Here is a 26052-nt window from a genome sequence, read left to right as displayed (position 1 = left end):
CGCGGGATCCCTATCCGGAGACCGCCAGCGCCGCCGCCAGCGTCAACGCCACCAGCATCAGGGCCAGCTCCGGGTAGGAGCGCCGGCTGGAGCGCTGCGCCGTGACCCGATGCCCGCGCGCCGAGGGCAGCCAGTCGGTCCGATTTCGCCAGGCCAGCACCATGAGCGCGACGGTGAGCAGCACCTTGGCCAGGAGCAACCGACCGTATCCGGTGCCCCACAACTGCGCGGGCCCGTCGAGCGTCACCGCCGCGCTGCCGACGCCGGCGACCAGCAGCACCACCACACACCACAGTGAGAGCGCCGAGAACCGCGGCAGCATGCGGGCCCACCGGCCCCGATGCCCCACGGTGAGGACCAGCGCCGCCAGCAGGCCGCACCACACCGCGGCCGCCAGGGCGTGCAGGGTGACCGCGACGCCACCGAACGCGTTCTCGGAGAGGTGCCCGGCGAGGGTGCGTGCCGTGGTGCCGATCGCCGCGATGCCGGCCACCGCCACGCCCGCGGCCGGTGTCCGGATCGTGACGGCGAGCAGACCCACCAGCGCGGCGGCCACCACGCAGATCAGATCGGCCCGGCCCGCCATCGTCGACACCGCATATTCGACGGTGGTCCGGGCCCCGAGCGCACTCAGCGGCACCGCCGCGGTGGCGGCGGCGGCGACCACCAACCGGGTCAGCTCCGCGATCAACCAGACCGCCGCCGCGACCACCAGGGCCGACGAGCTGCGCCGGGCCAGCTCGTCGCGGTACCGCGCGGTCTCCAACGCCGGCACCAGCGCCAGACCGAGCACCAGCACCGCACCGATATCGGCCGCGGCGCGGGTCACGGTCGCGGCGACCGCCGGCTGCGGATAGGTCAGCGTCCACGCCAGCGCGAGACCCACCGCCAGGACGGCGGCGGCCCCGACCGCCTTCCTCACGTCCGCCGGCGCCGGCTCCACCAGGCACCCGCCCCCACGATCGCCACCGCGAGCACGACGAACGGCCAGATCGGGAACTCCTCGTCACCCGCCCGCGGCGCGGCCACCGGCGGCCCGGGCGTCCCGGTACCGGCGACCGACAGCCGGAACGACCACGACCCGTTCACCACATGACCGTCGGCGGAGGTCACCCGGTAATTGGCGGTGTACGTGCCGACCGGGCCGAGCGGACGCAGGTCGACCTCGACCGCCGGACCCTGCACCCGGGCCTCGCCCGTCGACCACAGGTTGCCGTCCGGACCGACCAGGGTCATCGAGGCGAACGCCGTCTGGAGTTGCTCGTTGAAGGTCGCGGTGATCCGGGCCGGTCCCGCCGTCAGCACCGCGTCGGGGGCGGGATCGCTGGACACCCGCACCGCGTGCGCCGAGGCCACCCCGGCGCCCAGCATCGCCGCGACGGCCAGCACGGCGCCGATCAGCCCGAGGGCGCGCCACCTCATGCGCGCCGCCGCCCGATCAGGGCCACCGCCACGGCGACCGCGGCCAGCGCGAGCGCCCCGCCGGCCAGCCAGCGGGCTCCGTTGTCCGCTCGGCCAGCCGGCTCGGCGGCCGGCGCCGCCGCGGTGGTGGCCTGCGGCGCCGGGGCCGGAGCGTGCGCGGCTTCGGGGGCACCGGTCAGGGACAGCTCCGGAGCGGGATATTCGGGCTCACCGCCGCCGGGCAGCGGCGGCTGATCCCAACGCACGACCGTGCCGTCGGAATAGGTCTGGGTGGCCGGGAAGCTGACGTCGTCCTGGTTGGGCAGGGTCACCGAAACCCTGAACAACCCGAACTGCTCGGGGGAGATGCCGACCTGCGGTGCGGCGGTCCAGGTGACCGACCGGACGGTGCCCGCGGCACTGTCGCGGTCCAGCCGCGCGGTCCAGCCCGGCATCAGTTCGGTACGAGCGGAAGCGACATTGGGTAAGGCGACGCTGAATTGTGTTGTCAGCGCTCCCTTTTCGGACTCGCCAGGCACCCGGAAGGTCAGCACGGCGGTGCCGCCGGGGTGGGCATCGTCGGCGTCGACGTGCACGTGTGCCGATGCCGGTGCGGCAGTGAGGAGGGCGGCGCCGGCCGCGGCCAGCGTGAGAAGGGCGCGCGCGGGCGCCCGGTGGGTGTAGCGCATTTCGGTTGTGGGCTTTCTGGGTCGAGGGTCGGTTGGGCGGTCAGGCCGCAACCGGTGGACCTCGATGCGATATCGACGCCCGCACCAGCAGGGCCGACTGCAGCGGTTGACCGGCGCTGCGACGGGCCGACGGGGCGGACGGCACCCGCGGTGACCGCGGCCCGGTGATGACCGCAACGGTGCGCGACAGTGCCGCGCCCAGCCGTTCCCCGGCGCCGATCAACAGCGCACCGGCACCGACGGCGATGGTGTGCGCGACCAGCATGGCCGCCGGGTTCACCTGAAGATGGGAATGGCCGTCGATACCGAGCAGCTGGTGCCCGACCGCCTGGCCGGCCGCCAGCACCGTCGCCAAGGTGACCACGCCGCCGCGGGCGACGGCGGCCACCGCCGCCACGGCACCCGCCAGCACCAGCAGCGCGGTGACGGACCCGCCCGCCGGGAACGCCCCGGCGGCGGTCCCGTGTGCGGCCAGGGCCAAAGTGGCCGTCAGCGCCCCGACGGCGACGCCGCGCAGCAGCGCGGGCCGGCGAGGCGTGGCGGCGGTCATGACGCGGTGGCTCAGCCGATTCCGAGCCGGGCCAGCAGATCGGCGTCGATACCGTCGAGCTGCGCGCTGATCGCGTCATGGGCGGCGGCGCGGCGCTGGGTGGGCATGTTCTCGGCGGCCGTCACCGCTGCCGACAGATCGGTCAGCCGATCGGTGATCGCGGTGACGAACTGCTTGGTCTCCGCGTCCTTGGGTTTCTTGGCCGCCACCTGCTGCAGCGTCTGCTCGGCGCCGGCGATACGCGCGGCCAGCGCCGCCCCGTGCCCGGAGAATTGGCCGAGCTGGCTCAGCGGAACCCCGAGGCGGTCGGCGCGGCGCTGGTCGAGGAGACCGCGCGCGGCCACCGCGGCGCGGTAGGCCAGCGGCACCAGAATCGGCGCGAGCAGCCGCGATACGGTCAGCGTTCGGCGAATCCGGGTGGGCGAGAGCAGCTTGCCCTCACGGGCGGCCTTGAGCTGGGCCTCAGCAACCTTCAGTGCGGCCCGGTCGCTGTCGCGCTGCGCCCGGAGCTGGGCCTTGAGCGCGCGGGACTGGTCCTTGCGGTCGGCCTTGTAGCGGCGGGCGTCGTTCTTGGCCGCGAGTTTGGCCTCCAGCTTGGCTTTCTTCGTGGCGGCGCGCTTGATGGCGCGGGCCTCGGCCCGGCGGGTCGCCCGGCTCTTGCGTCGCGTGAACAGGCCCATCGGCGTTGCCTCCCGGTATGTCGTCGACTGCCGCGGTCACCGGACGGCAGTGTGGCCAACACTATCGCCCGTACCACGCGTCGGCCGCCGGTGTCCTCCCGCGCTACCGTGATCCCCTCTGCAGCAAACATTTTGGCCGCAATATGCGACAATCGGGTAAATTTCCGCCGCCAGAACGTGTGGCGCCGTGAGGGGGTGACGACGTGATGTCGCGGGTGCGAGTCGCGGCGGCAGCCTGTCTGGTCGCTTCCGGCCTGTTCGTCGGTGGTGCCTGCGCCGCGGTCGCATTTGCCAGCCCGGACGAAAGCGATGGTGCAGGCGGTACCGGTACGACCGGTGACAGCACGAGCGACGCGTCGTCCGGGGCCGCGGAACCCGACTCGGGCGGTGCCGGCGGCACGCACCCCGGCCGCCCGGGCGCCCCGGCGCACCCGCCCCGGGTGACCGTGGGGAACGGACGCGACAACACCCTGCCCAAGGCCGGTACCGGCGCGACCGGAGGCAGTCCCAGCAAACAATCCGAGAGCACGGGAAGCGGGGCGTCCGGGGCTCCCGGGACGACCGCCGGCGAACCGCAGACACCCGCGGATCCGGGCGCCCCCGCCGACTCGACCGACCCCGACGACCCGGACGATCCCGATGACCCCGACGATCCCGATGATTGCGACAAGGAGGGGAAGCACTGCCTGCCGTGGTGGTGGCCCAAGCCGGGGGTGAAGAACTCCGGTAACGGCAACGGGGGACTCGGTGGTGGCGGGCCGAAGCCACCGACGGTCAAGCCGATACGTCCGCCGGTCATGCGATTACCTGAACCGACCCCGAACGGCGCCGTGCCGGGGCTGCCGGCCCTGCCCGCGATCGTCGGGCCCGTGCCGGCGTTGCCGGTGATCGAGCTGCCACCGCTGCCCGCGGCGGGCGGCGGATCCGGTGGATCCAGCGGGACACCGGAACCGTCCGTGCCGCCACCACCGGGACCGCCCGGCGCCGTTGCGCCGCAGCCGCCGCGCACCCCGGTCCAGGCCGTCGACAGGGCCGTGGTGCCGGTGTCCTACCGGGCCGGGTACGGCGACTACCTGCGCACGGCCGACATCCCCCAAGTGGTTGCCGTGGCGGTACCCGGAGTCACCGGAATGATGTTGCTGACCGCTGCGGGTGGGATCATTGGATACCGACAGGCGCGTTCGGCGCTCGCCTTGAGTTCCCGGCGGTCGGCCAGATTCACCAGTTGACCGGAATCGCTCGCCTGTGCCGCGTTGCGGCACCATAGTGGAAGTATCGGAAGGAGGTCGAAATGCCTGCTAGTCGCCGCGTGACCAAAGCTGTCAGTGCCGTGCTGGACCTTGCCCCGCGCAAGGGCGAGGTGTCCGTGCCCCGATTGGTGGAGGCCGTCAGCGCCGACCGCGGCCGGCCGATCGAACTCAAGATGGCGGAGCTTCCGGCCGGGGTGTGCGGGCAATGGCGGCAGTACGCTGACCACGACGTCTTCCTCATCCAGAAGGGATTGCCGGCGTGGGACCGCACGCTGGCCCACGAGCTCGGTCACCTGGTCCTGGGGCATGACGGCATCCCGGTGGTGGAGGCCGCCCGCGGCGCCATGGAATTGGCCGGTTCCGACCTCATCGGCTACATGCTGAATCAACGGACCGGGTGCATGGGTCCAGCCGGTGAGGACGCCGAGCAGGAGGCGGAGGATTTCGCCGCACTGCTGATCTATCGGCTCGGCCGGTTGCCGTCGGATCGTTCGTCGATGGTGCAGGTGCGGCTCGGAGAGGCGTTTGGTTGATCGTCTGGGTGCTCGCCGGCCTGCTGGGATTGGCGACCGGCTTGCGCATCGGATGGGCCCTGGTCAACAAGCAATCCCTGGTCAGCAGCGCGATGATCCTGGCGCTGGGCAGCCTCGGCACGGTCGCGGCCCTGAACTGGCAGCCGCTGACCCTGCTCATCGACACCGCGCTGCACTGGCCCAACATCGCCGTGGCACTCAGTCAGGTGGCGCTCATCTCGTGTGCGGCGGGCAGTTGCGTCATGATCACCACGGTCGCCTCCGACCGCAAGCCGGCGACCATCCGGCGCATCGCCATCGCGCAATACGTGGTGGCCGCCGTCATCGCCGTCGTCACCATGGTGGCGTTCTTCGTCTCCGGCCAGGAACCCGAGATGGCCCCCGAGGAGTACCTGCGACGCAACCTCGGCTCCGCAGGCGGATGGTCGGCGTGGCTGCTGCCCTTGCTGTACGTGCTGCTCGCGCTGACGCTGGTGGCCTGGGCCGGGATGCGCCATTCCAACCGCACCCGGCGCGGACGGGCGTTGTTCGTGTTCAGCATCGGCATCGTGCTGATCGTGCTGGCCAGCGCGTTCTTCCTGCTGCGGGCGGTGGGGACCACCGAGCTGCTCGGCGTCGGCTCGGCCGCGACGCTGCTGGGCTGCGCCATGTTGGTGGTGGCGGGCGGCTCACTGCTGCCCAGCGTCGAAGACTGGTTCGGCGCCCGCCGGGAACTGCGCACGGTGTCGCCGCTCCTGGCCGAGCTGAGCCTGCGGCACCCGGACGTCGGCATCGGTGTGCGCCCCCGCGGGCCGCTGCTGTTCCGGGTGGCCGAGCAGATGTCGCTCATCTCCGACTCGCTGTACCTGGAGGCCACCGCAGCCGAGGCCATCCGCCGACGGGTCAAGTCCAACGGATCCACGGCACTGGACGACGACGATGCCGACGACGTGGTGGACATCGCCGACATCGCGGAGCTGGACGGACCCCCGGTCACGGCGGAGGAGCAGGCCAGGGGGATCGCCCAGTGGATCTACGACGGCCGCGGTGCGGGCCGCGACGCGGCCAACGCCGAGTTCCCCGGGCTCAACTGGCTTCGACAGCCGGCGACCTTCTCGGACCGGGAGTGGATCCTGGCGATCGCCGAGCAGTATTGCGAGCTGGAGCGCACAGGGCCGGAACGCACGGGGCCGGAACGCAGAAACGGTGCCACCGAGCGCTGAACGCGCGGTGACACCGTCTACGGCGACCAGACGGGGTCTGGTCAGCTGTCGAGATTCTCCTTGCGGCGCAACTCGTCGGCCTTGAGCGCCAGGTCCTGCTGGGACTCGGGCGACAGTCCGACGGTGCGGGCGGCGATGCGGCGCACACCCTCGTCGCGCATGTTGGCCAGCCAGGTCAGCTCCTTGTCGAGCTTCTCGTAGTACTCGTCGTCGGTGAAGTACGCCGGCTTGATGCGGAAGAAGTTGGCCAGGGCGGCCATCGTGGCAACCGACGGATTGGTGCGGTTACCCGACCGCAGCTGCGAGAGATACGGAGCAGACATCGTCACGCCCTCGGCCTTCAGCGCGCCGATGACCTCAGCAGATGTATGCGGGCCACGCCCCGGCGGGTAAACCGTCTCGAACAACCGGTTCAGCCGGGCGGCGAACGTCTTGCTCATCTAACTTTCCTCCACATAACTCACGAGTGTTGCACGTCAGTCTCGTATTTGCTGATCATCGTAGCGAGTGTTGTCGCCACAACCAAGTGCAAACCACTGAAAAGTCGAACCATGCAGATTCAGCATACGCCGCTAGGCCCCCCAGCAGCACGTCAGGCAGTTTCAGAAACCCAGGACCGCCGGTCCGGTTAACAAAAAAATGACGTATGCGTTGTTTTGCCCGAAGTGATCCCCTGCGGCGCGTTGTCACAGCCCGCCCAGGGCCTGCACCCCGCCGCGGCCGCTACCTGCAGCAAAGCGGAAAGATGGATTTGCTGCTGGCACTGGCGAAATATGGGTCGTCACCGGCATGAGATTCCGTCGGGCCACGTAACGAAGAGGGCAAGACGGTCGACGGCCTGCTGTCATCCGATTGGATGACAGTAGCCAGGGGCGATTCAGCGATATTCCGGCGACGAATCCAGTGTCGACGCGTCGGTCGCCGCGGTCCCGCGCTTGGCTCGCCGATACCGGACCAGCGCGGTTCCCACCGCGGTGAGCGCCAGCGTGCCCGTCACCACCGCGGCCACCCACGGCAGATGCAGGGCGTTGTCGAACAGGATCCACAGGCCGAACAACGCGAACAAGACCGCGGCCATGCTGTGCAGGAAACGCTCGGGCAGCCGGCGATGCAGCAGCGTCCCGGCGGCGATCGCCACCCCGTCGGCGGCCACCATGCCGATGGTCGCGCCGATCCAGACGCCCGCCCAGTTGTGGTCGCTGGCCAGGGCCACCGTGGCCAGCATCGTCTTGTCCCCGAGTTCGGCCAGCACGAACGACGAGACCACCGCGAACACGATGAACCGCGGTTCGGCCACCCGGACGTCCTCGGTGTCGTCATCGGTGGCGCGGCTGTCGCGCCAGGTCCACACCGCGAAGAGCAGGAAGGCGATGGCCGCGGCGAAGGCGATGGGGCGTTCCGGCAGGGACAGACCGAGGAAGTGGCCGATGGTGACCGACAGGCCGTGCACCAGGAAGGCGGCGATGCCGACGCCGGAGAGCACCACCCACCACCGGTGCCGCAGGGCGTAGGTCATGGTGATCAGCTGGGATTTGTCGCCCAACTCGGCGACGAACACCACTGAAAGACTGACGAGTGCGGCACTGAGCACGAGGACGACCTTTCGACGCGGCGCCGGCCGACCACGTGCTGATGGTCTCCGGACGTTCGGTCGAAGGTCTCGCCCACCACCCTCGGATCGAGGAGCGGTTCGCCGGCCGGGCCTGCGCACCTTCGATGTGCGCTGCCAGTATGTCGACACGACGATTGGGGGCTACTCCCCTTCGCTGATGCCACCGACGATAACCGTTGCGCGGCAACGGCGCCACCTCGGCCGGCGGATTCGGGTGCCCGTACTTTCTTGCTACCCGATGCGAAAAGCCTTATGCGGCAAGCAGCATCGCGAGGATTGCGGTGTCCGGATGGCTGATGGGGTCCACCCCGACGCGGCTGACCATCGACGTGATGGTCCCGTCGGATTCGGCTTCCACCCAGGCCGCCCGGTGTTCCAGGCCCAGATGCGGCAGGCCGGGCAGCAGCACGCAACCCGAAGCGGCTCCGGTGCATTCGGGCAGCGACGGCGTGGTCTCCGAAGGCGGATGCAGCATCAGCAGGGCCGGTGGTTGGTGATCGGCGAAAAAGCCTGGGGGAACGGCTGATTCACCCACAACGGTGCCCTCGGCCAGGACCAGGCCGACCGTGCCAGGGGCGGGTTGTTCGGGGAGTTCCTCGCGGACTCCGAATATGGTTGTGGTGGAGAGCAACCCGGGCATGGAGGCGACGCGCACCGCCACCATCAACAGCTGGGCCCACTCCTTGGTCGAATCCGGCCAACGGCCGGAAACCACAAACCCTTTCAAACAACCGCGAGCATGGAATGGGGCGATCTCCACCGCCCGTTGGGGTCCGGTCTCCATCTGGCCTCCCGACAGTGCTGGAATGCTGACGACACTGCTGTGGGTCGATTCGCCAAGGATGAGGCAGGACGTGGCTAGCACGCAAGAGGACACGAGTGCCAAATGCGACGAGCCCCGCACGCCGCCCGGAAAGGCATGGCGTGCGGGGCCCGTGCTGCGAGCCGGCCGGCTCAGCCGAAGATCAGACCGCCGGTCTTGCTGGTGGCCTTGGCGAACCGGTCCTGGACATCGGCCCAGTTGACGACGTTCCAGAACGCGGTGACGTAGTCGGCCTTCACGTTCTTGTACTGCAGGTAGTAGGCGTGCTCCCACATGTCGACCTGCAGCAGCGGGATGATGCCCAGCGGCACGTTGGCCTGCTGGTCGTACAGCTGGAAGGTCAGTAGTCGATCACCGAGGCTGTCGTAGCCGAGCACCGCCCAGCCCGAGCCCTGCAAGCCGTTGGCCGCGGCGGTGAACTGCGCGCGGAACTTGTCGAAAGAACCGAACTGGTCGTCGATCGCCTGCGCGAGCTCACCGGTGGGCTTGTCACCACCGTTGGGGGAGAGGTTCTTCCACCAGATGCTGTGGTTGACGTGCCCGCCGAGGTGGAACGCCAGGTTCTTCTCGTTCAGGAAGATGGCCGACTGGTCGTCCTTGGCGCGGGCTTCCTCCAGCTTGGCCAGCGCGTCGTTCAGGCCCTTGACGTACGTGGCGTGATGCTTGCTGTGGTGGATCTCGTTGATCTGTCCGGAAATGTGGGGTTCCAGGGCGCTGTAGTCGTAATCAAGCTCCGGGAGGGTGTATTCAGCCACTGGCTTCCTTCCTAGTCATGTGATCCGCGGTCATGCGATCCGCGTCGGGTGGATCGCGGTGGAGTTCGGCGTCGGAAATGTCGACAACAAGCTCGACACCATCCTTGCCCGATCACGGCTGACACCGCAAGGACGTGTGCCATTAGCGCACACGGGGAATAAAACTCGGTTGGCTCAGGTCGGTAATTCAGGTCAACACGATGAGTGCGAGTACCGCGAGGAGGACGAGGGCGATGACGCCGGCGCGCAGACACGCCATGGCCTGGTTGCCGTAGATCCGCGACGTTCCCTGCCAGTCCGACTGCGGCACGGCCGATCCGTGGCCCATTGGGTGCGCTGCCATCACAAGCTCCTGACCTGCACGATTCGAAACATCCCCCAGTGAGTTCTGTCACACGGCTGTAGTGACGGTGATCATAAACCCTTAGCTGTCCCGCGGGAAATCCGGACTCCGCACGGGGTCGGTACGTTTGAAAGTGGGCGGCGGTGGGAATCCACACCGGTTTGTCGATTTCCGGTGAAAGTTAGCTGAGCAACCTTTTTCGCTCGGCGGTGCCCGCGCTTGTTGATGACGACGCCGTGGCGGGCTCAGGTTATCCACAGCGGGACCGCGGAGTCGCGTGCGTGCGGCGGTGCGGTGGCACCCGGTGCCTGTGGATGAACCTGTGGAAACTGTGGATAGTCGAAACATTGCTGTCACCCCCGGTGACCGTCGCGTGCGTCCGGAACCGGCGCTGAACCGGCGCCGAACCGGCACTGAACCGGCCGGTGGGCCCGGACCCATGCCAGCATGGAGTCCATGACCCGACGCCTTGCCTCCCCAGCGGGACCGACCAGAATGTCTGCTCATGTCTGACAGTGACGTGGCGCATGCCGAGGTGAAGGACGTCCCCCTGGATTTCGGCGACGCGGTGGTGCTGTTGGACGTCCGCGAGGACGACGAATGGCAGCGCGGCCACGCCGCCGGTGCCCAGCACATTCCGATGGGTGACGTGCCGGCCCGGATCCACGAGATCGACCGTGACGCGACCCTCTATGTCGTCTGCCACGCCGGCGGCCGGTCGCTGCGGGTGGCCCAGTACCTGGCCAGGGAAGGTTTCGAACCCATCAACGTCACCGGCGGCATGCTGGCGTGGGCGCAGGCCGGACGGCCGGTGACCACCGACGGCGGCACCGCCGGCACGGTCTGAACACGCCGTAGGCTGGACCGGTGATTCAGGTCTGCGCCCAGTGCGGGACGCGGTGGAACGTCCGCGATCGCCAGCGGGTCTGGTGCCCACGGTGCCGGGGCACGCTGCTGGCTCCCGGTGTGCTGCCTGTCCCGCCGCAGCCGTGTGCCCCTGATCCGCGATGGCGGCCACCGGCCGGCGCGCCGAGCCGGCCGCCCGCCCGTCCTCAACCCGGCCCACTGCCGCAAGGGTTCAAGTGGATCGCGGTGCGCCCCGGTGCGGCGCCCCCGCCCCGGCCTCACCGTCGCCCCTTGGGGCCCACGCCGCGCTACGCGAGCATCCCGCGCTGGAGCCTGTACGGCCCGCCGGGTGAGTACGCCCCGGGTGCCGCCGCCGATGCCGAGGAGCGTCGCGGTCCGTCGGCGACCATGGTGCGGGCCACGCTGGTCACCACGATGGGATTGTTGGGCTTCGCCGCGGTGCTGCACATCGTGCGTTATGCCCTGTTGCTGATCAATCGGTCGGTGCTGCTGAACCCCGTGCTGGCCGCGGTGGTCACCTGGGTCGGCGTGGCGGCCAGCGCGCTGGCGCTGTTCGGCGTGATCGTGACCGCCGTGGTGCTGACCAACTGGCTGATCGCGCGCCGGGCCGGCGTGTTCGCGCACAACGGCCGGGAGGATCCGCGGTCGAAGTGGCAGCTGTGGGCGGGCTGCCTGGTGCCACTGGTCAACCTGTTCTGGGCGCCGGTGTTCCTCATCGAGTTGGCCCGGGCGGAGGGCCGCACGGGGCTGCGGATCACGGCGTGGTGGATCACCTGGGTGTTCAGCACGGTGGTGTCGGTGATGTCCATCGCGACCAGCTTCGTCAGCGATGCGCAGGGCATCGCCAACAACACGGTGACCACCACGATCGCCTATCTGCTCGCGCTGGCCGCCGTCGTGCTGGTGCTGCAGGTCTTCCAGGGCTTCGAGAGCAGGCCGGTCGACCGGCCCGTCAAGCGCTGGGTGATGGTGGCCACCGGCCCGCAGGACGGGGAATCCGAGGCGCACGAGGCCGATTCCGCGCCAGCGGTTGAGACCGAAGACCAGAACCCGGCAGCATAGCCATATGACCGCGGGCGACGCCGGGGCGACTGGGCCGGCCAGATCGGAACCGACACCGGGACCGGCGGCCGACCGGCACCCCTTCGTCGTCGCGCACCGCGGTGCGTCGGCCGAGCGCCCCGAGCACACCCTGGCCGCTTACGAGCTGGCGCTGCAGGAGGGTGCCGACGGCGTCGAATGCGATGTGCGACTGACCAGGGATGGCCACCTGGTGTGCGTGCACGACCGCCGTGTCGACCGCACCTCCGACGGCACCGGGCTGGTCAGCGAGATGACCCTGGCCCAGCTTCGTGAGCTCGATTTCGGGTCCTGGCACGCCGGCTGGCGCGAGAGCGGCGGCACCGGCGATACCGGGCTGCTGACGCTGGACGCGTTGATCACGCTGGTGCTGGACTGGAAGCGGCCGGTCAAACTGTTCATCGAGACCAAACACCCGGTGCGCTACGGCGCCCTGGTGGAGAGCAAGGTGCTGGCGGTGCTGCACCGGTACGGCATCGCGGCACCGGCCTCGGCCGATCTGGCCAGAGCGGTGGTCATGTCGTTCTCCGCCGCCGCGGTGTGGCGGATCCGGCGGGCGGCGCCGATGCTGCCCACCGTGCTGTTGGGGGAGACCTCGCGCTATCTCGGCGGCAGCGCGGCGACGACGGTGGGCGCCACCGCCGTCGGGCCGTCCATCGCCACCTTGCGGGAGCACCCCGAACTCGTCGACCGTGCCGCCGCCCAGGGCCGCGCCCTGTACTGCTGGACCGTGGACCATTACGAGGACGTGCGGTACTGCCGGGACGTCGGGGTGGGCTGGGTCGCCACCAATCACCCCGGCCGCACCAAGGACTGGCTGCAGAACGGGCTGACCGGGGTGGGCCGGGACTAGAGGTTGCCGCCGGCGGCCTTCGGCGCGCTGGGGTCGGCGGCGCCGCGCGCGAGTTCGCGGGCGACGAAGTCCTCCAGGTGGAACAGGTTGGCTCCGGCGCGCTCGGCGATCCGGACCAGAGACGACATGGTGGCCACCTCCTCGACCTGCTCCTTGAGGAACCACTGCATGAACTGCTCGCCGAGGTAGTCGCCCTCTTCGCGGGCGACGCTGGCCAGCCGGGTGATCTGCTCGGTGACGGTGCGTTCCTGCTCGAGAGCGAGCCGCAGCGCCTGCGCCGGGGTGTCGAAGGAGTTGAGCACGGCATCGATGCCGGGGATCTCGACATCCAGGTCCCGGTCGAGCAGGTACTGGACCAGCATCATGGCGTGATTGCGCTCCTCGACCGACTGGGCGTAGAAGTGCGCGGCCAGCTGCGGCAGATCGGATCCATCGCAGTACACGGCGACGGCGATGTATTGCTGCGACGCGGTGAATTCGGCCCGGATCTGCTCGCGCAGCAGAGTGTTGAATTTGGTGTCGAGAGTGCTCGCGTCGGTCATGATCATGACAATAACGCAGGTCAGAGGCCCTGTCAGCGAAGGCCACCCTTACGGAGGTTAGCGTCTCCTAACTGGAGTGACTCCAGTTACACCCCTCGAGCGACGCGTCGAAAAGTTTGCTGGCGGTCACGATCCCAGGTTCAGCACATCCGCGGGAACCGCGGTGTCGGCGGCGAGGGCGGCGAACAGTCGGCCGGCGGCCTCGCTGTCCCAGACCACCACCGCGCCGGAGTCGCTGCTGGTGAATTCCCCGATCGGCACCGTCGTGGTCACGGCATCGCCGTGCAGTGCCCACCCCAGCCTGGCCAGGTCCCACACATGCCCGCCCTGATCCACCGTAAGTGCGGCGCCGACCGCGTGGACCATGGGGTACCACCGCAGCGGATTCAACAGCACCTCCGGGCTGGCGGCCCGGTGCAGCAGCGCCGACATGAAGGCCCGCTGGTTGAGCATCCGGTCCAGGTCCGCGCGCGGCGTGGCGCGCGAGCGCACGAAGCCCAGCGCGTTGCGGCCGTCGAGTTCCTGGCAGCCGGCCTGGAGGTCGATACCGGCGAGCGGGTCGGTGATCGGTTCGGCCGGGCACATGGTGACGCCGCCGATGGCGTCGACAAGTTCGGCGAACCCGTCGAAGCCGACCTCGGCGTAGTGGTCCAGCCGCAGGCCGGTGGCCTTCTCCACCGTCTGGGCGAGCAGCGGGGCACCGCCGATGGCGAAGGCGGCGTTGATCTTGTCCTGGCCGTGGCCGGGAATGTCGACGTAGGAGTCGCGCGGCAACGACACCATCGTGGTGGGCACGCCCGAGGCGATTCCGCCGATGTGGATCAGCAGGATGGTGTCGGTCCGGCCGTTGCCCACATCACCGCCGGTGGCCAGCTCGGCCTGCTGTTCGGGCGTGAGGTGCTGCCTGCTGTCAGAGCCGACCAGCAGCCACGTGACACCTTTGCCCTGCGCCGGTCGGTCGGGGTAGTCGGCCAGGGCCGGCACCCGCTGCAGGGTGGTGTCGAACCACACCGCGCCGCCGGCTGCGGCCGTCAGCACGATCAGCAGCAGCACCGTGAGCAGGGCCGCTGCCCGGCGGACGCGCCCCCTGCGACGCGGCTTGGCGGGCGGGGCGGGCGTCGGGGGTGCGGCCTGACGCGGGGGCGCGGGCCGCGGTGGCGGTGGGCGACGCAGCGGTGGTGGCGGCGGGGGCGGCGCCCGGTGTGGTGTCGGTGGATTGGGCGGCCATTGCGGTGGCGGTCGGTACCCGGGCTCACGACGGATGACCTGGGACGGCTCCCGTGGGGGTGCCGGCCGCCTGCGGGGCGGCGGCGGCTCCTGGCCGGGCGGCCGGTGGTCGTTCACAGCTGCGAATGTACTGGCCCGGCCCGCATCGTCAGGTCAGCCAGTCCAAGTGGCCCGCGGCCAGCGAGTAACCGACGAACGCCACGGCGTCGATCAGTCCGTGCGCGATGATCAGCGGCCACAGTCGGCCCGTGCGCATCCAGAGGTATCCGAACACCACCCCCATCACCACGTTGCCCAGGCCCGCCGAGTAGCCCTGGTACAGGTGGTAGGCCCCGCGCAGCACCGCCGAGATCGCCAGCGCGGCCGCCGGATTGAACTGCAGCTGGCGCAGTCGGGTGATCAGGAACGCGACGACGATGATCTCTTCGGCCCAGCCGTTGGCGAAGGCCAGCGCCAGCAGCACCGGGATGCGCCACCAGGTGTCGTACAGCTGGGCCGGTTCCACGGATGCGCTCAGACCCAACACCCGGGCCGCGACGTAGAGCCCCAGTCCGGGCAGGCCGATCAGTGCGGCCAGGCCGAGGCCGCCCGTCACGTCGGGATGCCAGCGGATGCGTCCGAGGCCGATGCGGCGGGGGCCGAAACCGCTGCGCCACAACAGGTACAGCCCCAGGGCTCCCCAGGCCACCAGCTGCAGCACCGAGGCCAGGTTGAGGCCGAAGTCGATGAGGTCGAACGGGGACCGGCGCTGGTTCAGTGCCACCCGGCGGCCGGCCAGCCCCAACAGGACGGCCTCGACGAGATCCAGCAGCGCGGTGTAGGCGCTCAGCCCGAAGGTGACGGCGAGGACGACGAAGACCTCGATGCGCAGGGTGCGCCGGGGCAGCGGGTCCGGTTCGGTCACCGCAGCCACGCTAGTGGCCCCGCGGTGCGACTTCAGATCCGGCGCGCGCGTAGTCCGTTCAGAAAGGGGCAGCCCATCAGGACCCGGATGGCCTGGCTGAGGCCCGCGACGTCGTCGACCGGTTTGGCGAACGGTAGCCGGACGTCATGATCGCCGGTCTCGTCCTCGACCCGCAGTTGCACGCCGTAGCGGTCCAGGCCCAACGGTCGCACCCGGCCACCGCGCAGCGTCATCGGCAGCCGGGCCGACAGCCGCTCGACGACATCGCGATGCGCCGATTCCAGGTGGCGCAGCCAGCAGGACTCCAAGCCACAGAACGGATCGGGCCGCGCCTCCAGCAGGGCGCCGACACCGACCGACTCGGCCCCGGTCGAGTCGGCGACCACCACGGATTCGATCTCCAGGCGGACCAACGCGTACGCCGTCTCGCCGCCGGCCGGTTCGTCGGTATTCACTTGCAGCAGGGCGGGATTCGGGTGTTCGGCGGCGATCAGGTCGAGCAGGCCGCCGACCTCACCGGCGGGCACGGACACCAGGCGGCCACGGATCCACACCAGCGACCGCACCGGTTCCCGCAGCGGGAGCGGCGCGTAGTCCGTCATCTCCAGCACGGCTTGCATGCCGGCCGCACCGGCCGACACCAGCGCACCGGCCAGGTATCCGTCGACGGGAATGGTGATCGCGAACGAGCCGTCGGCCAACAGATGGTGCACCGGGGTGGCGGTGGGATCCAGGCCGTCGACCGCAACCATCGCGCCACCGGCCCGCGCACAGGCGCTGCGGATCCGCTCGGCCGTCGTCGGTGCCGCCACCACAGTCGTCATCTGAACACCTTCCGTTAGTGAGGTAAGCCTTACTTAACTACACCACCTGTCCGGTTCGCAAGGTTTCCCTCGGCGCGGGCGGGGCCACTCGCGCGAGCCACTAGGGTGAAAGACGTGCCGCGCATCGCCTATCTCGGACCGGAGGGGACGTTCACCGAGGCGGCGTTGTTGCAGATGGCGGCCGGTGCGATGATCCCCGGCGGCGGTGCTACGGGAACCGAGGTCACGCCCGTGGGCTGCGACAGCCCCGCCGCGGCGCTGGAAACCGTCCGCTCGGGCGGCGCCGAGTACGCGTGCGTGCCCATCGAAAACTCCATCGAAGGGTCGGTGCTGCCCACCCTGGACGGGTTGGCCGCCGGACCGGCCCTGCAAATCTTCGCCGAGCACACGCTCGACGTGGCGTTCAGCATCGTCACCCGGGCGGGCACCGCCGCCCCGGACGTCGCCACCGTGGCGGCCTTCCCCGTCGCGGCCGCACAGGTGCGGCGCTGGCTGGCCGCCGAACTACCGCAGGCCGCGGTGATCCCCGCACAGTCCAATGCCGCCGCGGCCGCCGATGTCGCGGCCGGACGGGCCGACGCCGGGGTCAGCACCGCGCTGGCGGCCGAACGCTACGCGCTGCAGGTGCTCGCCGCCGGCGTCGTCGACGAGCCCAACGCCCGTACCAGGTTCGTGCTCGTCGGGCCGCCGGCACCGCCGCCGGGGCGCACCGGCGCCGACCGCACCTCGGTGGTGCTGAGCCTGGACAACGAGCCCGGCGCGCTGGTGGCCGCGATGACCGAGTTCGCCATGCGGGACATCGACCTCACCCGCATCGAATCCCGGCCCACCCGAACGGAATTGGGAACCTACAAGTTTTTCCTCGACTGTGTGGGGCATATCGATGACGACGCCGTCGCCGAGGCACTCAAGGCGCTGCACCGGCGCTGCGCCGACGTTCGTTTCCTGGGGTCCTGGCCGACCGGTGCCGCGGCCGGGGCGGTACCGCCCGCCTCCAGCGAGGCGACGCGGTGGCTGGCGGCACTGCGGCAAGGAGAGCGATCGTGAGCGGGCGGCTGGTACTGGTACGGCACGGGCAGTCTTTCGGCAACGTCGAGAAACGCCTGGACACCCGGCCGCCCGGCGCCGAGCTCACCGAGCTGGGGCACGAACAGGCCAGGGCCTTCGCGCGGGACTGGAAGCACCCGGTCGGCGTGGTCGCCCACTCGGTGGCCACCCGGGCCCGGCAGACCGCCGCCGGGATCGGCGGGCATCTCGACGTGGCGCCGCACGAGCTCGACGACATCTACGAGGTTCAGGTCGGCCACCTCGAGGACCGCAATGACGACGCCGCCGTCGAGCAGTTCGACAGCATCTACCGGCGCTGGCAGCTGGGCGACCTCGACGCGTCGATGCCCGGGGGCGAGAGCGGGCGGCAGGTCCTCGATCGCATCGTGCCGGTCCTGACCAAGCTGCGGATCCGACACCTCGACGACCACGATTGGCAGGACGACATCGTCGTGGTCAGCCACGGCGCGGCGATCCGGCTGGTGGCCGCGGTGCTGGCCGGCGTGGACGGCCGGTTCGCCCTGGATCACCACCTGGCCAACACCGAGAGCGTGGTGCTCAGCCCGATCACCGACGGGCGGTGGAGCTGTGTGCAGTGGGGCGAGCTGGCCCCGCCGTTCTACGCGGACAAGCTGCCCGAGGAGAGCGTGCCCGACCCGATGGGCTGATCCCGGGCGCAGCCACACCCGATGGCCACGCAGTCGATGGTGTAGGTGTGCTCCACCTCCGGGGCGCCGCAGTCATCGGTGCACTCGGCCCGCTGCCCGATGTGCAGGATCACCGTGCCGTGGCAGTGGGCGAGGCCGTCCGCGCACTCGCGGCAGTGCGCACTCATGTGCAGCTCCTCGCTGGTCCTCATGGTTCGTTCATAGCACCGCGCACCGACAAGCCGGGGTTCCCACGCGGAGGCTTCCCCCCGTCGCTTCGCTTGCCCCGGAGTCCTCCCCCCGTCGCTTCGCTCGCCCCGGGTCGGTGAGTCCTCAGCCCCAACCCAATTCGTGCAGCCGGTCGTCGTCGATGCCGAAGTGATGGGCCAGTTCGTGCACGACGGTGATCGCGACCTCCTCGACCACCTGCTCCTCGGTATCGCACATCTCCAGCAGGGCATCGCGATAGATGGTGATGGTGTCGGGCAGATAGCCGCCGTAGGACGAATCCCGTTCGGTGAGCGCGACGCCCTCGTAGAGGCCGAGCAGATCCGGCTCGTCGGGATGGCGGCCCTGCACCAGGAACACCACGTTGTCGGCGGTGGCGGCCAGTTCCGGCGGGATCAGGTCCAGGGCATCGGACACCAACTCGTCGAACCGCTTCCGGCTCATCGGTACCGGCATCAGGTGCGTCACTGCACCGGCGGCAGCACCGGCTCGACGGGACCGGGCGGCGGGCCGGGCGGCGGAGCGGCTGGTGCGGGCGGCGCGGCAGGTGCGTCCGCCGGCGGGGGCGGTCCGTCCAGCGGGGGCCCACCGGGAGCCTGCCCATCGACCGGCGGCGGCACGTCACCCGGCGGGGGCGGTCCGTTCAGGAACGTGTTGCCGCCGGGCGCCGGCGCCGGGGTCGACGGCTGGCTGCTCTGGGTGGCCGGCGTCTGGTTCGACTGACCGGGCAGGTGCTGATTGGACTGTGTCTGCTGGGTCGACTGCGAGGACTGGCTGGAGTCGTAGCCGCTCGACGACTGGCTCTGCGACAGATCGATGGACGGCGGCGGGATGGCCGGCATGTTCAGGCGCTCGTCCGGGATGTCGGGCGGCGGCACCGGCGGCCGACCGTTGATCATCAGCGCACCCTTGGCGCTGTTGAGCAGGGTGGACCAGCCGCCGTTGCCCAGGGTGGTGCCGATGCTGCAGGACACCTGGTGGCTGCCGGCCAGCCAGCTGGGCAGCGAGATGGTGCTGTACACCAGCGTCAGCGTGGTGGTGCGCAGCTTCAGCGGCGCCAGGTAGTCCTCGGTGATCTTGGCGCAGGTGTCCTTGACGTAGGCGTCCTGCTCCTGCTCGGGCGGGACGCCGGCCGGGTACTTCTCGGCGAGGTTGACCGCGCCGGTGACCTCGAGCGCGTGCGGGCCGGCGCAGTCGACCGGGATGTCGGTGGGCTGGTTGGTGGCCGGGTCGATGCCCAGGCAGGTGCCTGCGGGCCACACCTTGGACTGATCCACCGCGGCGACCTTGCCCTGGAAAGCCTGTTGCTGGTTGTCCGCGCCGGGCAGCTGCAGGCCGCACAGCATGCGGCGCTCGCCGTTCTGCCGCCAGGCCTTCTCCCCGGACCACAACAGGCTCACCGCGAACCGGCCGTTGGGGTCGTACTTGTCGCCCAGATAGCGCTGCACGGCGCTCTGGCACTGCTCCTGGCTGATCTGCTGGATGCGCGCCGGCGACGGCGGCGCGGCGTCGGCCCCGTACTCGGTGCCGGGGAAGGTGCGCAGGTCGATGGCCTCGGCCACCTCGAACCGGTGCTCGGTGGTGCAGTCGACGATCTGGGCGGCATCGGGCACCCGGTCCGGCCAGTTCAGGCACGATCCGCTGGTGGCGTGGTCGAAGGTGCTGTTGGACCGGGCCAGGCCACCGGTGCCGGAACTCAGGCCGGCGAGCCGGCCACCGGCCGCGGTGTCCGGCAGCACGGTGATCACGCCGGCGATCATCAGTCCACCGAGGGCGGTCAGCAGCAGCGCGCGCCGGGTGGGGGTCAGCTGGGCGTCCCGCAGCCAGGCCAGCCGCCGTGACGCGGGCGGCGGGGGCCCCTCGTCAAGGAACGGCTGCGGGTGCTCAGGTGCGTCCAACATCGGCTCCATTGTGACAGGCGTGTCACGGCCTGTGACAAGTGATGCGGTTGTAACGTTATGTGGTTGTGGCATGGTGCCCCCGGCCGACGCTGCCCGACGCGGGCGGCACAGTAGGGTTACCGCCGTGATCGACCTCAAGCTGCTGCGTGACGAACCGGACCGGGTGCGGGCCTCACAGCGCGCCCGCGGCGAGGACCCCGGCTTGGTGGATGCGCTGCTGGATGCGGACACCGCCCGCCGCGCCGCCATCTCGGCCGCCGACAATCTCCGCGCCGAACAGAAGACGGCCAGTAAGTCGGTGGGCAAGGCCTCCCCCGAAGAGCGGCCGGCCCTGCTCGAGCGCGCCAAGCAACTCGCCGAGGAGGTCAAGGCCGCCGAGGCCGCGCAGGCAACGGCCGAGAGCGCCTTCACCGCCGCGCACCTGGCCGTCGCCAACGTCATCGTGGACGGGGTGCCGGCCGGCGGCGAGGACAACTTCGTCGTGCTTGACACCGTCGGTGAGCCGCCGGCCATCGAATCGCCGAAGGACCATCTCGAGCTCGGCGAGGCGCTGGGCCTGATCGACATGGAGCGCGGCGCCAAGGTGTCGGGGTCACGCTTCTACTTCCTCACCGGCCAGGGCGCGCTGCTGCAACTGGGCCTGCTGCAGCTCGCGGTCCGGCTGGCCACCGCCAACGGGTTCACCCTGATGATCCCGCCGGTGTTGGTGCGGCCCGAGGTGATGGCCGGGACCGGATTCCTCGGCGCGCACGCCGACGAGATCTACCACCTCGACGACGACGACCTGTACCTGGTGGGGACCTCGGAGGTGCCGCTGGCCGGCTATCACGCCGACGAGATCCTGGACCTGTCCGGCGGGCCGCTGCGCTACGCCGGCTGGTCGTCCTGCTTCCGGCGCGAGGCCGGCAGCTACGGCAAGGACACCCGCGGCATCATCCGCGTGCACCAGTTCGACAAGGTCGAGGCGTTCGTCTACTGCAAGCCCGAGGAAGCCGAGGCCGAACACGAGCGGCTGCTGGGCTGGCAGCGCGAGATGCTGGCCGCCATCGAGGTGCCGTACCGGGTGATTGACGTCGCCGCGGGCGATCTGGGCTCGTCGGCCGCGCGCAAATACGACTGCGAGGCCTGGGTGCCGACCCAGGGCACCTACCGCGAGCTCACCTCGACGTCGAACTGCTCGACGTTCCAGGCCCGCCGGCTGTCCACCCGGTACCGCGACGACGACGGCAAGCCGCAGATCGCCGCGACGCTCAACGGAACCCTGGCCACCACCCGCTGGCTGGTCGCGATCCTGGAGAACCACCAGCAGCCCGACGGCAGTGTCCGGGTGCCCGCCGCGCTGGTGCCCTATCTCGGTACGGAGGTGCTGACAGCGTGATCGAACTCGACGACGCGGAACTGCGAGGCTGGTTCGGCTTCGGGGTGGCGGGCAACTTCGCCGGGCACCTCGAACAGGCCGGGGAGGCAGTCGATTTCGTCAACGTTGAGAGTCCAGAAGGCGTAACAGGCCCGGCACCCAAGGGGATCTTCCCGTGGTACGCGCCGGGCAGCGACACCTTCCTCGGCGAGTTCCCGCTGTCGCACGACGAGATCGCCCTGCCGGCCAGTGATACCCCGCTGAACCTGCAGATCGAGCCCGAGGTCGGACTGGCCTGCGAGGTGCGCTGGCAGGGCGACACCGTGGTGTCGCTGCTCCCGTTCGCCCTCGGCGCGTTCAACGACTGCTCCATCCGGCGGCCGGGCGCACCGAAGATCAGCCACAAGAAGAACTGGGGCCCCGCCTCCAAAGGTGTTGCGCGCCAGTTCTTCGAGGCCCACGACCTCACCCCGGACGGCCCGACGGCCACCATGCGCCTGGTGTGCTACCTGCACACCGCCGACGGTCAGGAGCACGAGTACGGGCTGGACAGCCCGCTGCTGGGCTACTCGTACTACGGCGAGGTGCTGCTGGACTGGATCACCGAACGGCTGGCCAACCAGAAGGGCTCCCCGGACACGCCACTGGAGGATGTCGGCGCCCTGATGGTGGCCTCCGGACACCCCGAGCACGTGCTCATCGGGATCGGCGCCACCCGCTACACCCCGCTGGGCGAGTCGACCTATCTGTCGCCGGGTGACGAGGCGGTGGTGCGGGTGTACGACACCGCATCCGACGCGTACTCCGAATTGCGCCAGAAGGTGCGCTGAGCGAAGCGCCGGTCGACGAATCGGGGCGGTTCCGCCCCCGCGGCGCCGCGATGTGCGCTGTACTTGACCGCGAGCATGGCCCTGCCGCTGGTTGAGGGGGAATCGCGCATGAGTACGGCCGCCGAACGCGCTGCCCAACTGGATCTGGTAGGCCGGTTGAAATCGGCCTTTCCCGAGATCCCGGACGCGCCCTATCCCGACCTGATGGATCACGGGCGGATCGTCGCGCTGACCAAACCGGTGCACGACGTCGGGGGCGAACCCGACGCCCCGATGCGCTACGTCAACAAGGACTACGAGTACTGGGAGCACATGACCTATGTCATGTGCGAAGTGCTCGCCTGGCGCGGCATCTGGCTGTCCGAGGAGCGCCGACGGATCGGCAACGTCGACGTGGGACGCGCCGTCTACCAAGGCTTCCCGTACTACGGCCGGTGGCTGCTGTCGGTCGCGCGGGTGCTGATCGAGAAACACCACATCGGCCTCACCGAACTCACCGAGCGGATGATCGAGGTGCGCGATCGATATGCCGACGGCCTGGCCGGCAGACAGTTGCGGGCCGAGCCCAAGGGCGCGGGGGACGGCTCGCAGGTCCCGCGCAACGAGCACCACATCCACGCCGTCGGCAAGGGTGACCCACAGGTGTACGCCGGCCAGGCCGGTGACCCCAAGTTCACGGTCGGCGACCGCGTGGTGGTGCGCGACGAACTGCCGGTGCTGTTCTACACCCGCACCCCCGAGTACTGCCGCGGCGCCGAAGGTGAGATCGCCGTCGTCGCCTACGAGAGCCCGGCCGCCGAGGACGAGACCTGGGCCCGCTCCGACGCCAAGCCGGAGTGGTTCTACGTGGTGCAGTTCAACCAGGCCGACCTGTGGGACGACTACACCGGGTCCCCGACCGACACCCTGCGAACCGAGATCCCCGAACACTGGTTGCGAGGCGCCTGATGCACGACCACGACCACGATCACGACCATGACCGCACGGTGAAGCCGATGGTCGACGAGATCACCGACTTCGAGGTGCTCGAGATCGCGCTGCGCGAGCTGTGCATCGAGAAGGGCATCTTCACCGCCGAGGAGCACCGCCGGTTCACCGAATTCGCCGAGCAGATCGGCCCGACCCCCGCGGCCCGGCTGGTGGCGCGGGCCTGGCTGGATCCCGACTTCAAGGCGCTGGCGCTGGCCGAACCGATGACCGCGAGCAAGGAGGTGGGGGTCGACTGGCTGGAACCAACCGGGTTCGGCACGCCGAGTGACTTCACCGCCTTCGAGATCCTGGCGGACACCCCGACCGTGCACCACGTGATCGTGTGCGCGCTGTGTTCCTGCTATCCCAGACCGATCCTGGGCAACTCGCCCGAGTGGTACCGCACCCCCAACTACCGGCGCCGGCTGGTGCGCTGGCCCCGTCAGGTGCTCTCCGAGTTCGGCCTCTATCTGGGTGACGACATCGAAGTGCGCGTGCAGGATTCGAACCAGAAGCATCGCTTCATGGTGATGCCGCTGCGCCCCGAGGGCACCGACGGCTGGACTGAGGACCAGCTCGCCGAGATCGTCACCCGCGACTGTCTGATCGGCGTCGCGCTGCCCAAGGCGGGCGTGACGACCAACGTCGTCGTGGAGACCCGGCCCGCGATCCACCCCAACGGCGCATGAGCACCGCGCCCGAGCCGCTGGCCGCCATCGTCGAGCGCAATCAGGTGTGGTCGCGGATGGCCGCGAAATACGGTGTGGAGAACCCGGTTCCGCCCTGGAAGACGAGCCTGGACGGGCTGTGCGACGCGCTCGACCGCGCCGAGTGCGACGAGGCCGACCTCCCGAACTTCAAGGAGCGCCGGGACGAGGAGGATGCGCTGTCGGCGACGGTGTACGCAGACCTGCCGTACCCGGAGAACCAGCTGATGTCACTGGCCCATTCGCTGCTGGCGCGCGGGGTGATCGGGGAGGCCGAGCTGGCGCAGCGGCTGGCAGCGGTGCGGGCCCGGCTGGAGGCCTGACCGTCACTGCTGCAGCAGCTCGTCCAACACCGACACGAACTCCTTGACCCGCAGCGGCGTGAACGCCGGGCTGGGCCGGGTGCCGGGCACGTCGAGCACGATCAGGGTGGACTTGATCGGCCGCCACACGTCCAGCGGCAGCCAGCGGCGCGGGTCGTCCGACGGCCCCCAGATCCGGAACCGGTCGAAGACCAGGCCCAGCGACTCCGCCTTGTAACCCCGGATCGCCTGCAGCGGGATGATTTTCGACGTCCCGGACGGGAAGTGGTAGCGCCGCAGCGTCAGGGCCTGGCGATCCAGTTGGATCAGCCCGTCGTCGTACGACACCGCCGTGGTCATGACGTCCTGGCGCTCCTGAGCTGGTGCCCCTTGGCGGTCAGGCAGCGGCCGTTCTCCAGATTCCACTGCCAGCCGTGCAGATTGCAGGTCAGCGTGTTGCCTTCCACCACACCGAATTTGGACAGATCCGCCTTCAGGTGCGGGCAGCGGCGCTGGATCTCCCATCCGTCGAGCACGGTGGAGGCGCTGTCGTCGTGCGCCTCGGCGAACCAGCCGTCCGCGTAGGCGATCCGTTCGTCGGTGAGGCATTTGAAGAACGTGTAGAGGTATTCGTTGTAGCCGCCGACCCGCCAGGCCCGGAACCGGGTGGACAGGAAGATGGTGTTCACCCAGTCGGGTTCGTTGTCGCGCACCACCGTCCGCACCAACTGCGCCGGGATCTCGAAGCCGTACCGGAACTTCTCATCCGGGATCGGCTCGCGCACTGCCCGTTTCGGGAAGTCCAGCACGACGGTCTCGGTGCGCGACGCCCCGGGCAGCCGCAGCTCCACGGGGTACCCGATCCCGTCGCAGATCTGATCGGACTGCGCCATGATCGGTTCGAAGCGGGCTCGCAGCGGCTCCAGCAGCGATTCTCCGTCGGCCGGTGCCCAACCGGCCTTCTCCGCCGCCAGCACCGGGGCCATCCGCTGCGCGTATGCCTCGATGTAGGCGGCCTTGCCGGTGGTGAAGATGGACTCCGGGTCGTCGACCGGGTGGGTCAGCGAAACCAGTTGTGCGCCGGTGAAATCCGCCGTCGAGCCGGGGATCATCAGCAGCCCGCCATCGTGACCGTGGGTGCGCAGCTGGTCCAGGAACACCACCTGGTCGGGGAAGATGTTGGCCGGATCGCCGTGGTCGTCGTTCAGGTCGCGCAGCTCCGGGTCCAGGAAACACGGCGGCCCGGCCGACGGCACCACCCAGGTGGCACCGACCTGGGCGATGTACTGGCGGCAGCGGTCCATCTGGCGCTGCCGCTTCTGGATGCCGAAGGCCTCCTTGGCCCGGGCCGGCATGTCGTAGACCATCGGGTACCAGATGGCGCCGGAGTACTGCAGCATGTGCACGTCGATATGGCCGAACTCGCGGGCCAGCATGTCCAGATCGATCGGCCGCGCGTCGTTCATGTTGAACGCGGTGGTGACGCGGTCGGAGACCACCAGGCCTGAATCGCCGATCGGGCCGTCGGCGGGAGCGCGCAGCGCGATGATCATGATGTCCAGCTCGCCCTTGGGGCCGCTGACGGTGTGCTTCACCGAATCGGTGGTCTCGACGAAACGGTGGAACCCGAGGGCCTCCAACTCGCGGCGCAGATCGGGCACCGGGTAGTCCGGCAGTAGCACGACGGCGTCCTTGTTGACGTGGTCGCGCAGGGTCGCCGGATCGAAGTGGTCCTTGTGCAGGTGGCTGACGTAGAGGTAGTCGCAGTTCCCGAGGGCGTCCCAGTCCAACGTGCTGTTGTCCGGGAAGGGGAACCAGGAGGCGAAATACGCGGGGTTGACCCAGGGGTCGCACAAGATGCTGCCTGCCGACGTATCGATCAGGAAGCCTGCGTGCCCCACACTCGTGACCTGCACAAATACCCTTTCG

Annotated in this window: 33 protein-coding genes; 14 read left to right on the top strand and 19 right to left on the bottom strand. The window is 69.8% G+C overall.

The genetic code is table 11. The features are described 5' to 3' along the window. Positions 1-10: 10 nt before the first annotated feature. From BN977_RS13185 to BN977_RS13165, 5 genes are read right to left on the bottom strand one after another with little or no spacing between them, the layout of a single operon-like run. Complete coding sequence (locus BN977_RS13185) at positions 11-922, bottom strand: CopD family protein (protein ID WP_036399034.1); 912 nt, start codon at positions 920-922, stop codon at positions 11-13. Continuing rightward, on the bottom strand, positions 919-1422 hold the full coding sequence (locus BN977_RS13180) for a copper resistance CopC family protein (protein ID WP_036397850.1): 504 nt from the start codon (positions 1420-1422) through the stop codon (positions 919-921). The genes BN977_RS13185 and BN977_RS13180 overlap by 4 nt, the downstream gene beginning before the upstream one ends. Continuing rightward, positions 1419-2090: a YcnI family copper-binding membrane protein gene (locus BN977_RS13175; RefSeq protein WP_036397849.1), complete on the bottom strand. Its 672-nt coding sequence runs from the start codon at positions 2088-2090 to the stop codon at positions 1419-1421. Before BN977_RS13175 ends, BN977_RS13180 begins: the two co-directional genes overlap by 4 nt. A gap of 40 nt (positions 2091-2130) precedes the next feature. Beyond that, a complete protein-coding gene (locus tag BN977_RS13170) occupies positions 2131-2640 on the bottom strand; it encodes a hypothetical protein (RefSeq protein WP_036397848.1) in 510 nt (169 codons plus the stop codon). An 11-nt stretch (positions 2641-2651) separates the two neighbouring features. After that, positions 2652-3320 carry a DUF6474 family protein gene (locus BN977_RS13165; protein WP_024455855.1) on the bottom strand — a complete coding sequence of 223 codons (669 nt, stop codon included), beginning with the start codon at positions 3318-3320 and terminating at the stop codon, positions 2652-2654. Positions 3321-3526: 206 nt separating this feature from the next. Here BN977_RS13165 and BN977_RS31435 point away from each other — a divergent pair, with 206 nt between their 5' ends. From BN977_RS31435 to BN977_RS13150, 3 genes are all read left to right on the top strand, one after another. Further along, positions 3527-4549 (top strand): hypothetical protein, encoded by a 1023-nt coding sequence (locus BN977_RS31435; RefSeq protein WP_051561325.1) that lies wholly within the window; start codon positions 3527-3529, stop codon positions 4547-4549. A 62-nt stretch (positions 4550-4611) separates the two neighbouring features. After that, positions 4612-5103: an ImmA/IrrE family metallo-endopeptidase gene (locus BN977_RS13155; protein WP_024455857.1), complete on the top strand. Its 492-nt coding sequence runs from the start codon at positions 4612-4614 to the stop codon at positions 5101-5103. Then, positions 5100-6305, top strand: a complete 1206-nt coding sequence (locus BN977_RS13150) for a hypothetical protein (protein WP_036397847.1) — start codon at positions 5100-5102, stop codon at positions 6303-6305. Before BN977_RS13155 ends, BN977_RS13150 begins: the two co-directional genes overlap by 4 nt. Before the next feature lie 41 nt (positions 6306-6346). Here the strand turns inward: BN977_RS13150 and BN977_RS13145 are convergent, their stop codons facing one another. From BN977_RS13145 to BN977_RS32870, 5 genes are all read right to left on the bottom strand, one after another. Then, positions 6347-6745 (bottom strand): helix-turn-helix domain-containing protein, encoded by a 399-nt coding sequence (locus tag BN977_RS13145; protein ID WP_024455859.1) that lies wholly within the window; start codon positions 6743-6745, stop codon positions 6347-6349. Positions 6746-7182: 437 nt separating this feature from the next. Continuing rightward, the gene (locus BN977_RS13140; protein ID WP_024455860.1) at positions 7183-7896 is read right to left on the bottom strand and encodes a TMEM165/GDT1 family protein; all 714 of its coding nucleotides are present in this window, start codon (positions 7894-7896) and stop codon (positions 7183-7185) included. Between the two features lie 271 nt (positions 7897-8167). After that, positions 8168-8701 (bottom strand): hypothetical protein, encoded by a 534-nt coding sequence (locus BN977_RS13135; RefSeq protein WP_024455861.1) that lies wholly within the window; start codon positions 8699-8701, stop codon positions 8168-8170. Positions 8702-8871: 170 nt separating this feature from the next. Continuing rightward, the gene (locus tag BN977_RS13130) at positions 8872-9495 is read right to left on the bottom strand and encodes a superoxide dismutase (RefSeq protein ID WP_024455862.1); all 624 of its coding nucleotides are present in this window, start codon (positions 9493-9495) and stop codon (positions 8872-8874) included. 187 nt (positions 9496-9682) lie between these two features. After that, the gene (locus BN977_RS32870; RefSeq protein ID WP_165576315.1) at positions 9683-9838 is read right to left on the bottom strand and encodes a hypothetical protein; all 156 of its coding nucleotides are present in this window, start codon (positions 9836-9838) and stop codon (positions 9683-9685) included. 505 nt (positions 9839-10343) lie between these two features. Here BN977_RS32870 and BN977_RS13125 point away from each other — a divergent pair. From BN977_RS13125 to BN977_RS13115, 3 genes are read left to right on the top strand one after another with little or no spacing between them, the layout of a single operon-like run. Next, a complete protein-coding gene (locus BN977_RS13125; RefSeq protein WP_024455863.1) occupies positions 10344-10685 on the top strand; it encodes a rhodanese-like domain-containing protein in 342 nt (113 codons plus the stop codon). A gap of 20 nt (positions 10686-10705) precedes the next feature. Then, on the top strand, positions 10706-11767 hold the full coding sequence (locus tag BN977_RS13120; RefSeq protein WP_036397846.1) for a DUF4328 domain-containing protein: 1062 nt from the start codon (positions 10706-10708) through the stop codon (positions 11765-11767). A gap of 4 nt (positions 11768-11771) precedes the next feature. Then, on the top strand, positions 11772-12638 hold the full coding sequence (locus tag BN977_RS13115; protein ID WP_024455865.1) for a glycerophosphodiester phosphodiesterase: 867 nt from the start codon (positions 11772-11774) through the stop codon (positions 12636-12638). Here the strand turns inward: BN977_RS13115 and BN977_RS13110 are convergent. Further along, entirely contained in the window at positions 12635-13180 is a 546-nt protein-coding gene (locus tag BN977_RS13110) for a ferritin (RefSeq protein WP_036399030.1), read from the bottom strand. The genes BN977_RS13115 and BN977_RS13110 overlap by 4 nt on opposite strands. A 126-nt stretch (positions 13181-13306) precedes the next feature. Continuing rightward, complete coding sequence (locus BN977_RS13105) at positions 13307-14242, bottom strand: LCP family protein (RefSeq protein WP_268817599.1); 936 nt, start codon at positions 14240-14242, stop codon at positions 13307-13309. A 62-nt stretch (positions 14243-14304) separates the two neighbouring features. On the opposite strand from BN977_RS13105, the gene BN977_RS33465 reads away from it, so the two are divergent. Continuing rightward, positions 14305-14445 carry a hypothetical protein gene (locus tag BN977_RS33465; protein ID WP_268817600.1) on the top strand — a complete coding sequence of 47 codons (141 nt, stop codon included), beginning with the start codon at positions 14305-14307 and terminating at the stop codon, positions 14443-14445. A 110-nt stretch (positions 14446-14555) separates the two neighbouring features. On the opposite strand, the gene BN977_RS13100 is transcribed toward BN977_RS33465, so the two are convergent. Together BN977_RS13100 and BN977_RS13095 are read right to left on the bottom strand one after the other, a co-directional pair. Next, the gene (locus BN977_RS13100) at positions 14556-15311 is read right to left on the bottom strand and encodes a CPBP family intramembrane glutamic endopeptidase (RefSeq protein WP_084172489.1); all 756 of its coding nucleotides are present in this window, start codon (positions 15309-15311) and stop codon (positions 14556-14558) included. Positions 15312-15343: 32 nt separating this feature from the next. Further along, a complete protein-coding gene (locus BN977_RS13095) occupies positions 15344-16135 on the bottom strand; it encodes a DUF2470 domain-containing protein (protein ID WP_036397843.1) in 792 nt (263 codons plus the stop codon). 114 nt (positions 16136-16249) lie between these two features. Here BN977_RS13095 and pheA point away from each other — a divergent pair, with 114 nt between their 5' ends. Together pheA and BN977_RS13085 are read left to right on the top strand one after the other, a co-directional pair. Then, positions 16250-17182 carry a prephenate dehydratase gene (gene pheA / locus BN977_RS13090; RefSeq protein ID WP_036399028.1) on the top strand — a complete coding sequence of 311 codons (933 nt, stop codon included), beginning with the start codon at positions 16250-16252 and terminating at the stop codon, positions 17180-17182. Next, positions 17179-17850 (top strand): histidine phosphatase family protein, encoded by a 672-nt coding sequence (locus BN977_RS13085; protein ID WP_036397842.1) that lies wholly within the window; start codon positions 17179-17181, stop codon positions 17848-17850. Before pheA ends, BN977_RS13085 begins: the two co-directional genes overlap by 4 nt. On the opposite strand, the gene BN977_RS13080 is transcribed toward BN977_RS13085, so the two are convergent. From BN977_RS13080 to BN977_RS13070, 3 genes are all read right to left on the bottom strand, one after another. Beyond that, positions 17802-18041: a hypothetical protein gene (locus BN977_RS13080; protein ID WP_234709546.1), complete on the bottom strand. Its 240-nt coding sequence runs from the start codon at positions 18039-18041 to the stop codon at positions 17802-17804. The two genes, BN977_RS13085 and BN977_RS13080, sit on opposite strands and share 49 nt — an antisense overlap. Positions 18042-18162: 121 nt before the next feature. Further along, positions 18163-18513 (bottom strand): metallopeptidase family protein, encoded by a 351-nt coding sequence (locus BN977_RS13075; protein ID WP_036399024.1) that lies wholly within the window; start codon positions 18511-18513, stop codon positions 18163-18165. 8 nt (positions 18514-18521) lie between these two features. After that, positions 18522-19967 (bottom strand): septum formation family protein, encoded by a 1446-nt coding sequence (locus BN977_RS13070; RefSeq protein WP_036397841.1) that lies wholly within the window; start codon positions 19965-19967, stop codon positions 18522-18524. A gap of 115 nt (positions 19968-20082) precedes the next feature. On the opposite strand from BN977_RS13070, the gene serS reads away from it, so the two are divergent. The 5 genes from serS to BN977_RS13045 all read left to right on the top strand — a co-directional run bounded on the left by serS (position 20083) and on the right by BN977_RS13045 (position 24144). Next, positions 20083-21336, top strand: a complete 1254-nt coding sequence (serS, locus tag BN977_RS13065) for a serine--tRNA ligase (RefSeq protein ID WP_036397840.1) — start codon at positions 20083-20085, stop codon at positions 21334-21336. Beyond that, positions 21333-22145 carry a DUF5718 family protein gene (locus BN977_RS13060; RefSeq protein WP_036397839.1) on the top strand — a complete coding sequence of 271 codons (813 nt, stop codon included), beginning with the start codon at positions 21333-21335 and terminating at the stop codon, positions 22143-22145. Before serS ends, BN977_RS13060 begins: the two co-directional genes overlap by 4 nt. Positions 22146-22253: 108 nt before the next feature. Further along, the gene (locus BN977_RS13055) at positions 22254-23093 is read left to right on the top strand and encodes an SH3-like domain-containing protein (protein WP_036399022.1); all 840 of its coding nucleotides are present in this window, start codon (positions 22254-22256) and stop codon (positions 23091-23093) included. Beyond that, positions 23093-23803, top strand: coding sequence for a thiocyanate hydrolase subunit gamma (scnC, locus tag BN977_RS13050; RefSeq protein ID WP_036397838.1), 711 nt, complete (start codon positions 23093-23095; stop codon positions 23801-23803). Before BN977_RS13055 ends, scnC begins: the two co-directional genes overlap by 1 nt. Further along, the gene (locus BN977_RS13045) at positions 23800-24144 is read left to right on the top strand and encodes a hypothetical protein (RefSeq protein WP_024452584.1); all 345 of its coding nucleotides are present in this window, start codon (positions 23800-23802) and stop codon (positions 24142-24144) included. The genes scnC and BN977_RS13045 overlap by 4 nt, the downstream gene beginning before the upstream one ends. Before the next feature lie 3 nt (positions 24145-24147). Here BN977_RS13045 and BN977_RS13040 read toward each other — a convergent pair whose 3' ends face one another. Both BN977_RS13040 and BN977_RS13035 read right to left on the bottom strand, forming a co-directional pair. Then, positions 24148-24483 carry a hypothetical protein gene (locus BN977_RS13040; protein ID WP_024452583.1) on the bottom strand — a complete coding sequence of 112 codons (336 nt, stop codon included), beginning with the start codon at positions 24481-24483 and terminating at the stop codon, positions 24148-24150. After that, on the bottom strand, positions 24480-26039 hold the full coding sequence (locus tag BN977_RS13035) for an MBL fold metallo-hydrolase (RefSeq protein WP_024452582.1): 1560 nt from the start codon (positions 26037-26039) through the stop codon (positions 24480-24482). Before BN977_RS13035 ends, BN977_RS13040 begins: the two co-directional genes overlap by 4 nt. Positions 26040-26052: the final 13 nt, after the last annotated feature.

Origin of the sequence: Mycolicibacterium cosmeticum, from assembly GCF_000613185.1 — a bacterium.
Lineage (GTDB): Bacteria > Actinomycetota > Actinomycetes > Mycobacteriales > Mycobacteriaceae > Mycobacterium > Mycobacterium cosmeticum.
This window is presented reverse-complemented; position numbering and strand designations above follow the sequence as displayed.

Coding starts and splice junctions, on each gene's coding strand:
- BN977_RS13180 (WP_036397850.1), bottom strand. CDS start 1,422: ATGAGGTGGCGCGCCCTCGGGCTGATCGGCGCCGTGCTGGCCGTCGCG.
- BN977_RS13175 (WP_036397849.1), bottom strand. CDS start 2,090: ATGCGCTACACCCACCGGGCGCCCGCGCGCGCCCTTCTCACGCTGGCC.
- BN977_RS13170 (WP_036397848.1), bottom strand. CDS start 2,640: ATGACCGCCGCCACGCCTCGCCGGCCCGCGCTGCTGCGCGGCGTCGCC.
- BN977_RS13165 (WP_024455855.1), bottom strand. CDS start 3,320: ATGGGCCTGTTCACGCGACGCAAGAGCCGGGCGACCCGCCGGGCCGAG.
- BN977_RS31435 (WP_051561325.1), top strand. CDS start 3,527: ATGTCGCGGGTGCGAGTCGCGGCGGCAGCCTGTCTGGTCGCTTCCGGC.
- BN977_RS13155 (WP_024455857.1), top strand. CDS start 4,612: ATGCCTGCTAGTCGCCGCGTGACCAAAGCTGTCAGTGCCGTGCTGGAC.
- BN977_RS13145 (WP_024455859.1), bottom strand. CDS start 6,745: ATGAGCAAGACGTTCGCCGCCCGGCTGAACCGGTTGTTCGAGACGGTT.
- BN977_RS13135 (WP_024455861.1), bottom strand. CDS start 8,701: ATGGAGACCGGACCCCAACGGGCGGTGGAGATCGCCCCATTCCATGCT.
- BN977_RS32870 (WP_165576315.1), bottom strand. CDS start 9,838: ATGGCAGCGCACCCAATGGGCCACGGATCGGCCGTGCCGCAGTCGGAC.
- BN977_RS13125 (WP_024455863.1), top strand. CDS start 10,344: ATGTCTGACAGTGACGTGGCGCATGCCGAGGTGAAGGACGTCCCCCTG.
- BN977_RS13115 (WP_024455865.1), top strand. CDS start 11,772: ATGACCGCGGGCGACGCCGGGGCGACTGGGCCGGCCAGATCGGAACCG.
- BN977_RS13110 (WP_036399030.1), bottom strand. CDS start 13,180: ATGACCGACGCGAGCACTCTCGACACCAAATTCAACACTCTGCTGCGC.
- BN977_RS13095 (WP_036397843.1), bottom strand. CDS start 16,135: ATGACGACTGTGGTGGCGGCACCGACGACGGCCGAGCGGATCCGCAGC.
- BN977_RS13080 (WP_234709546.1), bottom strand. CDS start 18,041: ATGAGGACCAGCGAGGAGCTGCACATGAGTGCGCACTGCCGCGAGTGC.
- BN977_RS13075 (WP_036399024.1), bottom strand. CDS start 18,513: ATGCCGGTACCGATGAGCCGGAAGCGGTTCGACGAGTTGGTGTCCGAT.
- BN977_RS13070 (WP_036397841.1), bottom strand. CDS start 19,967: ATGGAGCCGATGTTGGACGCACCTGAGCACCCGCAGCCGTTCCTTGAC.
- BN977_RS13055 (WP_036399022.1), top strand. CDS start 22,254: ATGAGTACGGCCGCCGAACGCGCTGCCCAACTGGATCTGGTAGGCCGG.
- scnC (WP_036397838.1), top strand. CDS start 23,093: ATGCACGACCACGACCACGATCACGACCATGACCGCACGGTGAAGCCG.
- BN977_RS13045 (WP_024452584.1), top strand. CDS start 23,800: ATGAGCACCGCGCCCGAGCCGCTGGCCGCCATCGTCGAGCGCAATCAG.
- BN977_RS13040 (WP_024452583.1), bottom strand. CDS start 24,483: ATGACCACGGCGGTGTCGTACGACGACGGGCTGATCCAACTGGATCGC.